The following is an 11,729-nucleotide window of genomic DNA, read 5'->3' on the forward strand; positions in this document are numbered from 1 at the left end:
CGCCGGACGGTTGCGGCCGAACGTCACGTAGACCCCATCGAAACCGCCCGTTGTCCACCCGTGACGTGGGAACTCCGGTCGTGGGGTCCCGTCCCACGCAACGTTTATATTGTCAGTGGCCCACTTTTCGAACATGGCTTCGAAGCGTTCCACCGCCACGCGTACTGCCGCTCGGACGAGTTCCATCGAGGACTCCGGCATCTCCTTTACACGCGCGGGCAATTTCAAACGCTTCGGAACCGGGAACGTCGTCGACGCGGGCAGATCGAGGGCGTTACACCACCGTTCGGCCGATGGGTACGGCCGTTAACGTGGCATGAGCGTCTCACAGCATCCGGTCGCACTCCGCCTCGAGCGGCAGGTCGGCGGCGCGACCAAGCTCCTCGCCACGGTGATGGCCCTCCCGCTGATCGACGGTATCTTCCCGGCGTTGATCCTCGCGGGCGCGCTCACCTACCCGTTCGGCATCCTCGAAGCCGGCCTGCTCATCTTCGGCGGATCGGCGACCGTCGCGGTCGTCCTCGCGGAGATGGACGGCTCGCCCCGCGAGCGGATGCGCGCTATTGCGCTTCTGGGACTAATTTTGCTCCCCGCCGCCGCCATCGAGGCGGCGCTGGCGCCGACGGTCCAGACCGCCATCGACATGGCCGTCTTCCAGCGCTTCGCCGGCTTGGTCATCCTGACCGTCGCGGCGAAGACGGCGAGCGCCCGGATCGGCGAGTACCTGCCCCGGCCCGCGGTCATCATCGGCCTCGGCCTCGTCGCCAGTCTCCAGCCAGCCGGCGCGTCGCTGACCTTCGTCACCGACCCCGGCCTCGTCCTTCGCGGCGTCGCCGCCGCGGGCGTCGGCGTCGGCTTCGCCATGCTCGTCGCGGCGCTCGGCCCGACGCTGCAGGAGTCGGTCGACCTCGACCTGTTCCGGTTCGGGAGCGCCGTCGCCCTCGGGATGCTCGCGCTCTCGGTGCTCGGCCTGATGCCCACCGAGGCGCCCGTCGCCCTGGGCGTCCTCTGTGTGACCGCGGTGTTCTCGTTCGATCCGGACCGGGCGTCCGGAACCGAGGTGGATGCGGACGCGGCGGACGACGACGAACCGGCCACCGCCGACGAGGAGTCCGGCTCCTCGCCGTTCCCCATCGAAGAGGAGTCGCGGGCGCCGTGGCTGTAGCGACTGCGGATTTTTATTCATGGGCGGTAATGGACGGCCATGAGCGACCGAACGCGGGTCCGAGTGTACGTCTCCGGTCGGGTCCAGGGCGTCTACTACCGGGCGAACACCCGCGACGCCGCGCGGGCGAGAAACGTCGACGGCTGGGTTCGAAACCTGGACGACGGCCGCGTCGAAGCCGTCTTCGAGGGCGACGAGGACGCCGTCGAGGAAATGATCGAGTGGTGTCACACCGGCAGCCCCGCGGCCACCGTCCACGATGTCGACGTATCGTACGAGGAGCCACGGAACGAGTCGGGGTTCTCGGTCCGACGGTGACGGGTCGACGGTGACCTCGCTCCCGCAACTCGTCGCCGGCATCGTCGGCGGGGTCGGCCTGGTTCTGACCCTCGGCGCGGGCTATCTGGTCGTTCGCGGTCCTTTTCTGGGTGGTCCGACGCTCGCCCCCAGACCACTGCTCGCGACGCTCGCCGTCTTCATCGTCGGCGTCGCCGTCTTCGCGTGGGGGATCACGCAGTACGCGAGGCTCTGATCCGATCAGCGGTCGTCCGCACGATGGCCGCCTGAGATGGGGTGGAAGACGGCGGCGACGACGGCGCCCCCGGCGCCCGAATCGACGACGTGGTCGACGACCTTCGTCCCCCGTTCGCCCGTCCAGTCCCACTCGCGGATTCGCTTGGCGTCCGCCAGATTCGCGTCGAGGCGGCGCTCACACGCCTCGGCCGTCGGCGCGTCGTTCTCCATGAAGACGCCGCCCTCCGCGGCCAGTTCCCACCCGAGACCGGCGGCGATCCGTTCGCCCGGCGTCGACGACGTTCGCGACGCCAGCACGACCGCTACCAGGTCACCCGTCGCCCACCGCCCGGGGTCGAGCGCCCCGACGCGTTCTATCCTCGCCCCCTCGGGGACGATGGAGGAGAGTTCGACCAGATTGTAGTTGTGGACGTTCGCGTCGCTCAGCGCGGCGTCGAAGGCGCCGAGTTCGGTCCGGCCCGCCCCCGTCCCCCAGACGAGTTCAATCGGCATCCGTCCCTCCCTGGGGAACGAACGGGTGACCGACGGATCGCGTCATCGCCACGGGCTTTGCGGTTGGATCGTTTATGACTTGCTATCGTCGCTTCGGACATCCGGTCACGGGACCGCGGACCCTCCGTCCCATTCGGCGGCCCCGGACGCGGGACCGTCGCGGAATTCCCAACCAACTCACACGGTACGGTCTCGACGTGTACGTGGCATAATACCAGAACACAGGCTCCGGGCGCTGCATCGACATGGTGACGGCGCGGTACTACGAGGAGCACAACGCCGCCGTCGAGGACGGTTTGGTCGCCCCGGTCGTCGCCGGCGTGAGGGGTCTGGACCCAGACGGTATCGCGGCCGAGCGCGAACGGCTGACCGAGGCGGTTCGGACCGGTGACTACGCGATGGCCGACCTCCGAGGCGGGACGATCACCGTCTCGGACCTCGGTCCGCTCGGCGTGACGGATTCACGCCGATCATCAACCTCCCGCTGGATCTGAGCTTCGACCACTGGGTCGTCGACGGCGCCGATGCCGCCCGCTTTCTCGGGACGCTCGCCGAGGGTATCGAGGAGGCCGAGGCCGACGCCGCGTAGGGCGCCGTATCATCGGTGAACGTTTTGTGGGGGACCGAGTACCGCCGGTCGATGACCCTCGCCACCGGGGTGTGGTACGCCGCCGTCGGCTCCAGTATGCCGGAACTGTCGAGCACCGTCCTCGCGACGCTCCTGCACGGCCAGTTCGACCTCGGGGTCGGTGCCATCGTCGGCTCGGCCGTCTTCAACATCCTCGTCATCCCGGCGGCGGCGACCCTCTCGCGCCGGCGGGAACTCGAAGCGAGCCGAACGCTCGTCTACAAGGAAGCGCAGTTCTACATGCTCGCGGTGTCGGTCCTGTTTTTGACCTTTGCCTTCGCCGTCATCTACGATCCTGCGGCCGGAAACGGGCGCCTCGTCGGGACGAGGACCGACCGCTCGCGCTCGTCCCCGTCGCCCTCTACGGCTTCTATGTCTTCATCCAGTATCAGGACCTCGCGGACCACGACGGGGAGGGTGTCGACTCGGTCGCGGTCGGACGGCGGTGGCTGGAACTGCTCGTCGGACTGGTGCTGATCGTCGTCGCCGCCGAAGGGCTGGTTCGGGCGGCCATCGGTTTTGGCGACCTGCTCGGCACGCCCCCGTTCGTCTGGGGGCTCGTCGTCGTCGCCGCGGGGACGAGCCTCCCCGACCTGTTCGTGAGCCTCCGGGCCGCATCGGCGGAATCGGACGGCGGCGTCACGAGTATGGCGAACGTCCTCGGGAGCAACACGTTCGACCTGCTCGTGGCCGTCCCCGCGGGCGTCCTGATCGTCGGGACGACGACCGTCGACTTCGCCGCCGCCACCCCGATGATGGCCTGTCTGACCGTCGCGACGCTCGTGCTCTTCACCCTGCTCCGGACCGATCTCTCGCTCACGGACCGGGAGGCTTGCGTCCTGCTCGCGGCCTACGTCGCCTTCGTCGGCTGGATCGCGCTCGAAACCGTCGGGGTCGTGGGTTTACTCCCCGTCGGCTGACCGGCGGGACCTGGAGCGACGGATCGCCCACAACACGAGGAAGACGCCCTCGACCCGCGCGGCGGTGTACACCCACGGCCGGAGCGACACGTCGTCCTCGCGGGTCGCGAGACCCATCCAGAAGTCGACGACGCTTCGGGGACGGAGCAGTTCGAGGAGACCCAGGACGAACGCGGCAAGACGGAGGAACATACCGAAACCGACGGCGGCGACGGACTTAACTGTTATTGGATATCTAACAACAAGTCGGGCGGTGTCCCGTTCCTGTCCGCTGGGAACGAGGGAGCAATTAAACCGCCGTCGCCACGGACGTTCGGATAGCGCCTCGCTGTCGGATACACCATGTCACACACCAAGCGTATCATCGTCGCGGGTGGCGGACGCGTCGGTCTCCGGACGGCGCGCGAACTCGACGACCGCGGCCACGAGGTCGTGTTGATCGAGAAGGAGGTGGATCGGTCGGACCGCGCGGCCGACGAACGGATCGGCGTGGTCATCGAGGGCGACGCCACGTCGCCGGCGACCCTCGAACAGGCCGATCCGGAGCGGGCCGACGCCGTCGCCGCGCTGACCGACGAGGCCGGGACGAACCTGGCTATCTGCCTCGCGGCGAAGGACCTCGCCCCGAACGTCCGGACGCTCGCCCGGACGGACGCGGGAACAGAGGACGCCTACGAAGAGATCACGGACGCGACGATCCTCCCACCGGAGCTGAGCGCGTCGGCCGCCGCGGACGTCCTTGCCGGTGACGAAGTCAGGACCATCGTCGGCGATCACCATGAGTTGGAGATCCTAGAGGTCGAAGTCGCCCCCGGCGCGCCGGTCGCGGGACGAACGCTCGCCGATATCTCGCTTCCGAGGGGTAGTCTCGTCATTTCGGGCCAGGATCGCTGCTGTGTCGCCCACGGCGACACCGAACTCAGTGCCGGCGAGCGGTACGTCGTCGGCGTGGAGTCGGCCGTGATCGACGAGGTGTTGGCCCTCTTCAGAGGGTGACCGGACGGATCGACCCACGACCCCAGCCGCACCGCCAGCCAACCGCCAGACGGAACCCCACTCATGGTTGATCCAGTCATCGCCAGCCGACTCCAGTTCGCGCTTACGACCATCGTCCACATCGTATTTCCCGTGGTCAGTATGGGTCTCGCACCCTTCCTGATCTACTTCACGTGGAAGGACATCCGAACCGGTGAGCCGGTGTACGAGCAGTTACGCCGGTTCTGGACGCGCATCTTCGCCGTCAGTTTCGTCGTCGGCACGGTGACGGGCATCGTCCTCGAGTTCGAGTTCGGAACCAACTTCGCCGCCTTCGCGACGACGGCCGGCCCGCTGTTCGGCGGTCCACTCGCCGTCGAGGGGATGATGGCGTTCATGCTCGAAGCCACCTTCCTCGGCGTCTTCGTCTTCGGCCGGGAGCGCGTCGGCGACGCGCTCTATATGGCTTCTGCCGTCGCCGTCGGCCTCGGCACCTGGCTCTCCGCGGTCTGGATTCTCGTCGCCAACTCGTGGATGCAGATGCCCAGGGGCTACGAGATGGTCACCCGGAACGGCGAGCAGGTGATCCACCTCGTCGACCCCATCGCGGCCTACGCCAACCCCCGATTCTTCTGGATGTTCGTCCACATGCAGAACGCCTCGGTGGAGTCGGTGTCGCTCGCGATGGCAGGGCTGAGCGCCTACTTCGTCTTCAGACACCACGTCTGGGAACGTCCCGTCGACCACGTGACCTTCTGGGAGACGACGCTCAAAATCGCCGTCGTCGGCCTGCTGATCACCGCGCCGCTGCAGGTGTTTCACGGCGACCTCTACGCCCGCCACGTCTACGAGACCCAGCCCCAGAAGTTCGCGGCGATGGAGGCCGTCTGGGAGACGGACTCCTACGTCCCCGAGTATCTGATCGCGTTCCCGACGAGCGTCGAGAGCCTGCTTGACCCGCGGGCGAAGGAAATCTTCGGCATCGGCATCCCCGGCGGCGCCTCGTGGCTCGCAAGCGGCGGCGACCCGCAGGCGACCATCCGGGGTCTAGAGGAGTTCGAGGGGCCACAACCTCCCGTCGCCATCGTCTTCTGGTCGTTCCGCATCATGGTCGCGCTCGGATTCTGGTTCGTCACGCTCGCGTTCTGGAGCGGCTATCGGTGGTTCCGGGGCGAACTCTTCGCGGACGACCTGTTGCACAAGGCGCTGATGACGTCGGCGCCGCTGGGGGTTTTCGCCGTCGAACTCGGCTGGGTCGTCACCGAAGTCGGCCGCCAGCCGTGGATCATCCAGGGAGTGATGAAGACGAGCGAGGGCGTCTCGCCCGGCCTCACCGGCGCCGAGGCGACGGCCACGCTCGTCGGCTTCGCCGCCGCCTATCTCGGCTTGCTCACGCTCTATGGCTACGTGATCACCCGGCTGATTCGCGCCGGCCCGCCGGACCGGGCCGACCTCGTGACGACGGCGCCGACCGAACCGGCCGACAGTGAGGTGGCCGCCGATGACTAGCGTCGAAACGCTGTCGAGCGGGCCGCTGTTCGGCCTCCCGCTTCCGGACCTCTGGTTCGGTCTCCTATTTGTCATCTTTGCGACCTTTCTCTTTCTCGACGGCTTTGATTTCGGCGTCGGCGTCCTCTTTGCCACCCGCGAGGACGCGGCCGAACGGGAGCAGTTCCTCGCCGCCATCGGCCCGTTCTGGGACGGCAACGAGGTGTGGCTGGTCGTCTTCGGTGGCGCCCTCTTCGCCGCCTTCCCACCCGTCTACGCCAACCTGTTCAGCCGCCACTACCTGCTGATGTTCGCCATCCTCGGGGCGCTCCTGCTCCGTGGACTCGCACCCGAGATGTACGAACAGCGCCACGACGAGCGGTGGCAGCGCTGGTGGGGTCGGGCGTTCGTCGCCGGCAGCCTCGCCACCCCGTTTTTCCTCGGGCTGTTCACGGCGAACTGGCTGCTCGGCTCGACGGCGCTCGTCACGCTCCCGGGCGTCCTCGTCGGCCTGACCGTCGTCACGTTGACCGTCGTCGACGGCGTTGCTTTCCTGCGCTTGAAGACCCGCGGCGACCTGCGCGCCGATCTGCAGGCCGACGGCTACCGCGCCCTCGCGGCCTACCTCGTGTTGGTCGTCGCGACACTCCTCGGCGTCTACCTCCTCGAACCGGGTCTCCGGGGACGGCTGCGCTCGCCGCTCGTCCTCGGCCTCGTGGGCCTGACGCTCGTTTTCGCCGCCGGGTACGCGCTGGCGACGCGACGGGATCGGTACTACCTCGCGTTCGTCGCCGCCGCGGGCCTCGTGTTCACCCTCGTCGCCGTCGTCGCGTCGCTTCTCTACCCGTCGGTCGACCCCGCGACGGGGCTGACCGTCGAGGCGGCCGTCGTGCCGACGCTCTCGCTCAACCTCATGTCCATCGGCGCCGCGCTCCTCTTGCCGCTGGTGTTCGTCTACTTCGTCGTCCTCTACTCCGCGTTCAGCGGCCCGATCGAAGCGGGGGAGTCGTACTGATGGGCGAGACGCCGACGCTACGGCTCGGCTCCCGGATCCTGGTGACGTGGATCGAACTCACCGTCGTCGGCATCACCGGCGGCCTCCTCGGCGACGCCGTCGGCGGCCCGCCGGGCTTCATCGTCTACCTCCTGACGACGCTCGTTACCGTCGCGATCCTCTTTTATAACGTGAACGAACTCGTGGCGTGGTGGGTTCGGGCGGCCGGTGCCGAGACTGGCGCCAGCGGCGGCTGATACGGATTACTGCAACTGTTCGCCGGTGGATCGACGGGACGAGCCGGCAATCCACCGATAACGACCGACAGTAAACCGTATGAGGCGGACGCCACGCTCGTTCTCGCCGAGCGGAAACGAACTTCGGATATTTGAGCCTCCACGTCGTACGGTAGCGTATGCCAACTGGAGCGCGCTTCGCGGATCGAACCGATGCGGGCCAGCGTCTGGCGGCCGAACTCGTCGACCGCGGCGTCGACGCGGACCTCGTGTTGGCGATCCCGCGCGGCGGCCTCCCGCTCGGTCGGGTGGTGGCGGACGCGCTCGACGCGCCGCTCGACATCGTGGTCGCGTCGAAGATCGGTGCCCCCGGCAACCCGGAGTACGCCATCGGCGCCGTCGCGAGCGACGGGAGCGTCTGGCTCGACGACGAGGCGATCGCCTCGCTCGGCGTGAGCGACGACTACGTGAGTCGGGAGCGCGACCACGAGATCCGGGCAGCCCGGGAGAAGGCGTCGCGCTACCGTGGCGACCGCGAGGCGCCGGCGGTGGCTGGAAAGACGGTCGTCGTCGTCGACGACGGCGTCGCCACGGGATCGACCGCCACCGCCGCGCTCCGACTCGTCCGCGAGGGTGGCGCCGAGCGGGTCGTCCTCGCGGTGCCCGTCGGCCCGCCGGAGACGGTGTCGGAACTCGACGCCGTCGCCGACACGGTGGTCGTCCCGCTGACGCCGACTACGTTCGGCGCCGTCGGCGCCTTCTACGACCGCTTCGACCAGATGAGCGACGAGGAGGCGATGGCGTATCTGGACGGGACGGGCTGATGCAGTCCCCGTCGAGGTTGTTTGGCTCGCCCGTGATACAGAACGCGGTGTCGTAACTCACCTCGTCGAGGAGGTAGCGGGCGCCGTGGTGACCCCCTCGCTCCTCGTCCGTGACGACGAACAGGGCGAGCGACGGCGGCGACTCGCAGCGGGACACGCACGACCTGCATCATGGCCGCGAGGCCGCCTTTCATGTCGGCCGTCCCGCGGCCCGAGAGTTCGCCCTCGTCGATGTACCGCGTGGTGAACAGGGAGTCGACGGCGGGGACGACATCGAGATGGCCGTGGAAGGCACCGTCCGGCGACTGTGACCCGTCGAGCGAGACGACGAGCGACGGGACGCCCTCGTGGCGAAATCGGTCGATGTCGACCGCCGTGTCGGCGAAGAAGTCGACGACGTACGACAGCGCGGCCTCGATTTCCGCCGGTCGGTCCTCGGTCGTTCGGAACTCCACGAGGTCGATTGTCGTCGACGCCACCCGATCCCGGAGCGACGCCGCCGACTCCTCGGCGTACGCGAGCACCCGTGGACAGTTCGCGGCGTCGATATTTGTATCCGTTCCGCTCACTCCGCGGCCCGGAACGCCCGCACGTCGTCGAGGGTCGGAATCCCGCGACGGGCGCCCGCCGTCCGCGTCGACAGCGATCCGGCGACGACCGCCGTCTCGACGGCCTCCCGGAGCGACGCGCCGGCGGCGAGTCGCGCCGCCAGGAAGCCGTTCAACACGTCGCCGGCGCCGGTCGTGTCGACGGGGTCGACGGCCGGCGGCGTCACCGAGAACTGCTCGGCCGCCGTCTCCACGATCAGGGGATCGCCGCCCTGCTTGCGAACGACGACGCCGGCGAACTCCTCGAGAGCGTCCCCGAGCGCCGCATACTCGTGTTCGTTCGGCGTGAGGTAGTCGACGGCCTCGCGGCCGAGCAACGGTTCGGCGCCTGCGGGCGGCGCGGGATCGAGGATCACCGTCGGCCGCTCGGGGTCGTCGGCGATGTCGGCGAGCAGTCCCGCGACCGGGTCGACCGGAATCTCGTTTTGCAGGAGGAGACAGTCCGTGTCGCGGACGGCGTCGGCCTGCGCCCGGACGTACGCGTCGTCGACGGCCGCGTTGGCGCCGGGGTCGACGACGATCCGGTTGTCGCCGCTCGGCTCGACGAAGATGTACGCCGAGCCGGTGGGTTCGTCGGCGACCCCGACCCGGTCGGCGTCGACGCCGGCGTCGGTGAGCGCCGAGCGGGCGCCGAACCGGTCGTGATCCGCCCCGACCTTGCCGAGCATCGCCGTCGTGGCCCCGGCGCTGGCGGCCGCGACGGCCTGGTTCGCCCCCTTGCCGCCGTGGTGGACCTCCTCGGCGTCGGGCGCGAAATCGTCCGGCAACGTCTCGACGCGGGCCGTGTGTCCGCGCGGCGGGAACCAGTCGTAGCGTTCCTCCAGGGCGGCGAGTTCGGCGTCGGTCACCCGCCGGACGTGGTCGACGTTGATGCTCCCCAGACTGACGACTCGGCCCATCGTCTCCCGTCGCGGCTGGCAACAACCTATACGTTCGGGTGAGCGAGCGCGACGGGCCGTATCGGTCCGGAAACGGGTTCGTGAAAATATAGAATAGGATACATCACGTCGAGCCCACGAAGGTGGGCTGAGTCGGTCGATCGGCGGCGTCCCACGCACCGACTGGTGGGATATTACTCGAACATGATAATAATCACCAACGTTTATTTAAACGCCGATACGACAGACGTACGCTATGTCAATCCTGGCCGCCGTGGACGACGCGGAGAGTTCCCTCGTGGTACAGCGTGGCTACGAGCTCGCGCAGGCGTTCGACGAGGATCTCGTGGTGCTGCACGTCATGCCCGAGACGGAGACGACAGAGGAGGCCAAGTCGGTGGCGGAGAACGCCATCCGACTGTCGCTCGACGACCCCGAGAACGTCAGTGCGGCGGGTGCGCTCGGCGACCCGGCACCGCGTATCCTCCACGAGTCGGAGAGTCGTAACACGAGTTACATCGTCCTCGGACCGCACAAACAGACGCCCATCGGGAAGGCCCTGATGGGAAGCGTCTCGCAGCTCGTCCTGTTGAACGCCGACTGCACCGTCGCGTTCGTCGCCGAGGAGTAGTCGCCCACTGCCGACGACCGATCGTTCTTTTCGTGTCCGCCGAGCAGCGACCGTTCGACGCCCACACCAAGAGAGCTAAACGCGACACCGTCGTATCCACTGGTATGGGTGGAGACGCGTTCGGCGGTCCCTCGCGCCGTCGATTCCTCGTCGGAACGGCCGCGGCCGTCGGCCTCGCCGGCTGTCTGGGGTCGACGGACCGACCGGCTCCCATCTCGCTCACCGAGTCGCTGGGTTGCGATCAGTGTGGGATGATCATCGACCAGCATCCGGGGCCGTCCGGACAGACCTACTACCGCGACAACAGTCCGGAGGGACACGACCCGCCCGCCCGCTTCTGTAGCACGGTGTGTACCTTCCGCCACCGGTTCGCGACGGAACCCCGGGGCTGGCGCCCGCAGGTGACGTATCTCACCGACTACGCCACCGTCGACTACGAGGTTCGAGGGGAAGGGGGCGCGCGGGTCATCTCGGCGCATCTGGCCGCCGAGGAGTTCGCCGCCACCGAGGACCTGCAGGTGGTGGTCGGCTCGGATGTCGAGGGTGCGATGGGGCCGGCCATCGTCCCCTTCAGCGACGGCGACCTGGCCGCGGAGTTCGCGTCGGAGTACGGCGGCGACATCATCGCCGCGGAAGACGTCTCGCAGGAACTCGTCGCCCAGAGCTGATCCCGTCGCCCCCGGGATGGCGGCGCTCGTGTCACAGTACGGCCGACATCCGACGACGTTCCCAGCGTCCGGGAATCGTCGCGACAGAATTGTACTTCAAGAGCAATATTGCATCACATGACCGACGTTCGTCGACGGATACGCGAGCACGTCCGAACCAACCCGGGCGTCCATTTCAACGCCCTCGCGCGCAACCTCGACATCGCGACCGGACAGGCGCAGTATCATCTCCGGCGCCTCGGCCGAAACGACGAAGTCGTCGCCGAGCGGATTCGGGGGCGGACCCACTACTTCGACCCCGAGTACGACGCCTGGGAGCGCCGGTTGCTCGCGCTCTACCGGCGGGAGACGGCCCGGGAACTGCTGACGCTCCTCCTCGACGAGGGGCGGCTCCCGGCCGCGACGCTCGCCGACCGACTCGACCTCGCCCGGAGCACCGTCTCCTGGCATCTCGACTCGCTCTCCGAGGCGGGCGTCGTCGAGACACACCGCGGCGCCCGTGGACGGGTCGAGGTGACGCTCGCCCGTCCCGAGGAGACCGAACGGTTCCTCCGCGAGGTGTCGCCCTCCCTCGCCGATCGGCTCGTCGATCGGTTCGTCACTCTCGTCGACGGCGCGGGCTACGGCGCCGCCGACGCCGACGACTGATACGGATTAGTGTAACTGTTCACCGGTGGGTCGCCGACCC

The 11,729-nt window shown here is 68.2% G+C and carries 19 protein-coding genes; 15 read left to right on the forward strand and 4 right to left on the reverse strand.

What is annotated here, in order from left to right; translation table 11 throughout:
* Positions 1-316 precede the first annotated feature (316 nt).
* The 3 genes from HALNA_RS09435 to HALNA_RS09445 are packed head-to-tail and all read left to right on the forward strand — an operon-like array spanning position 317 to position 1,697.
* Positions 317-1,165, forward strand: a complete 849-nt coding sequence (locus tag HALNA_RS09435; RefSeq protein ID WP_049936131.1) for a DUF5794 domain-containing protein — start codon at positions 317-319, stop codon at positions 1,163-1,165.
* Between the two features lie 39 nt (positions 1,166-1,204).
* Entirely contained in the window at positions 1,205-1,483 is a 279-nt protein-coding gene (locus HALNA_RS09440; protein WP_049936132.1) for an acylphosphatase, read from the forward strand.
* Positions 1,484-1,493: 10 nt separating this feature from the next.
* Positions 1,494-1,697, forward strand: coding sequence for a hypothetical protein (locus HALNA_RS09445; RefSeq protein WP_049936133.1), 204 nt, complete (start codon positions 1,494-1,496; stop codon positions 1,695-1,697).
* A gap of 5 nt (positions 1,698-1,702) precedes the next feature.
* On the opposite strand, the gene HALNA_RS09450 is transcribed toward HALNA_RS09445, so the two are convergent.
* The gene (locus HALNA_RS09450; protein ID WP_049936134.1) at positions 1,703-2,191 is read right to left on the reverse strand and encodes a pyruvoyl-dependent arginine decarboxylase; all 489 of its coding nucleotides are present in this window, start codon (positions 2,189-2,191) and stop codon (positions 1,703-1,705) included.
* A gap of 245 nt (positions 2,192-2,436) precedes the next feature.
* Between HALNA_RS09450 and HALNA_RS09455 the strand changes: the two genes are divergently transcribed.
* From HALNA_RS09455 to HALNA_RS21175, 4 genes are read left to right on the forward strand one after another with little or no spacing between them, the layout of a single operon-like run.
* The gene (locus tag HALNA_RS09455) at positions 2,437-2,685 is read left to right on the forward strand and encodes a 2-oxo acid dehydrogenase subunit E2 (protein ID WP_049936135.1); all 249 of its coding nucleotides are present in this window, start codon (positions 2,437-2,439) and stop codon (positions 2,683-2,685) included.
* A complete protein-coding gene (locus tag HALNA_RS21375; RefSeq protein ID WP_281172127.1) occupies positions 2,682-2,780 on the forward strand; it encodes a 2-oxo acid dehydrogenase subunit E2 in 99 nt (32 codons plus the stop codon). The genes HALNA_RS09455 and HALNA_RS21375 overlap by 4 nt, the downstream gene beginning before the upstream one ends.
* Positions 2,781-2,831: 51 nt before the next feature.
* Complete coding sequence (locus tag HALNA_RS21170; protein WP_049936136.1) at positions 2,832-3,296, forward strand: hypothetical protein; 465 nt, start codon at positions 2,832-2,834, stop codon at positions 3,294-3,296.
* A complete protein-coding gene (locus HALNA_RS21175) occupies positions 3,290-3,739 on the forward strand; it encodes a sodium:calcium antiporter (protein WP_049936137.1) in 450 nt (149 codons plus the stop codon). Before HALNA_RS21170 ends, HALNA_RS21175 begins: the two co-directional genes overlap by 7 nt.
* Here the strand turns inward: HALNA_RS21175 and HALNA_RS09470 are convergent.
* Entirely contained in the window at positions 3,722-3,931 is a 210-nt protein-coding gene (locus HALNA_RS09470) for a hypothetical protein (protein WP_049936138.1), read from the reverse strand. The two genes, HALNA_RS21175 and HALNA_RS09470, sit on opposite strands and share 18 nt — an antisense overlap.
* A 150-nt stretch (positions 3,932-4,081) precedes the next feature.
* On the opposite strand from HALNA_RS09470, the gene HALNA_RS09475 reads away from it, so the two are divergent.
* The 5 genes from HALNA_RS09475 to HALNA_RS09495 all read left to right on the forward strand — a co-directional run bounded on the left by HALNA_RS09475 (position 4,082) and on the right by HALNA_RS09495 (position 8,256).
* Positions 4,082-4,735 (forward strand): potassium channel family protein, encoded by a 654-nt coding sequence (locus HALNA_RS09475; RefSeq protein WP_049936139.1) that lies wholly within the window; start codon positions 4,082-4,084, stop codon positions 4,733-4,735.
* A 63-nt stretch (positions 4,736-4,798) separates the two neighbouring features.
* Positions 4,799-6,223 (forward strand): cytochrome ubiquinol oxidase subunit I, encoded by a 1,425-nt coding sequence (locus tag HALNA_RS09480; RefSeq protein ID WP_049936140.1) that lies wholly within the window; start codon positions 4,799-4,801, stop codon positions 6,221-6,223.
* The gene (gene cydB / locus HALNA_RS09485; RefSeq protein ID WP_049938025.1) at positions 6,216-7,217 is read left to right on the forward strand and encodes a cytochrome d ubiquinol oxidase subunit II; all 1,002 of its coding nucleotides are present in this window, start codon (positions 6,216-6,218) and stop codon (positions 7,215-7,217) included. Before HALNA_RS09480 ends, cydB begins: the two co-directional genes overlap by 8 nt.
* Complete coding sequence (locus HALNA_RS09490; RefSeq protein WP_049936141.1) at positions 7,217-7,453, forward strand: hypothetical protein; 237 nt, start codon at positions 7,217-7,219, stop codon at positions 7,451-7,453. Before cydB ends, HALNA_RS09490 begins: the two co-directional genes overlap by 1 nt.
* A gap of 158 nt (positions 7,454-7,611) precedes the next feature.
* Positions 7,612-8,256 carry a phosphoribosyltransferase gene (locus HALNA_RS09495; protein WP_049936142.1) on the forward strand — a complete coding sequence of 215 codons (645 nt, stop codon included), beginning with the start codon at positions 7,612-7,614 and terminating at the stop codon, positions 8,254-8,256.
* Here the strand turns inward: HALNA_RS09495 and HALNA_RS09500 are convergent.
* Together HALNA_RS09500 and HALNA_RS09505 are read right to left on the reverse strand one after the other, a co-directional pair.
* The gene (locus HALNA_RS09500; RefSeq protein ID WP_169719032.1) at positions 8,193-8,825 is read right to left on the reverse strand and encodes a M20/M25/M40 family metallo-hydrolase; all 633 of its coding nucleotides are present in this window, start codon (positions 8,823-8,825) and stop codon (positions 8,193-8,195) included. The two genes, HALNA_RS09495 and HALNA_RS09500, sit on opposite strands and share 64 nt — an antisense overlap.
* The gene (locus HALNA_RS09505; RefSeq protein WP_049936144.1) at positions 8,822-9,763 is read right to left on the reverse strand and encodes a PfkB family carbohydrate kinase; all 942 of its coding nucleotides are present in this window, start codon (positions 9,761-9,763) and stop codon (positions 8,822-8,824) included. The genes HALNA_RS09500 and HALNA_RS09505 overlap by 4 nt, the downstream gene beginning before the upstream one ends.
* A 235-nt stretch (positions 9,764-9,998) precedes the next feature.
* Between HALNA_RS09505 and HALNA_RS09510 the strand changes: the two genes are divergently transcribed.
* From HALNA_RS09510 to HALNA_RS09520, 3 genes are all read left to right on the forward strand, one after another.
* The gene (locus HALNA_RS09510) at positions 9,999-10,373 is read left to right on the forward strand and encodes a universal stress protein (protein ID WP_049936145.1); all 375 of its coding nucleotides are present in this window, start codon (positions 9,999-10,001) and stop codon (positions 10,371-10,373) included.
* A gap of 104 nt (positions 10,374-10,477) precedes the next feature.
* The gene (locus HALNA_RS09515; RefSeq protein WP_049936146.1) at positions 10,478-11,041 is read left to right on the forward strand and encodes a nitrous oxide reductase accessory protein NosL; all 564 of its coding nucleotides are present in this window, start codon (positions 10,478-10,480) and stop codon (positions 11,039-11,041) included.
* A 117-nt stretch (positions 11,042-11,158) separates the two neighbouring features.
* Entirely contained in the window at positions 11,159-11,689 is a 531-nt protein-coding gene (locus HALNA_RS09520) for a winged helix-turn-helix transcriptional regulator (RefSeq protein WP_049936147.1), read from the forward strand.
* The last annotated feature ends 40 nt before the right edge of the window (positions 11,690-11,729 follow it).

Source organism: Haloplanus natans DSM 17983, from assembly GCF_000427685.1.
GTDB lineage: Archaea > Halobacteriota > Halobacteria > Halobacteriales > Haloferacaceae > Haloplanus > Haloplanus natans.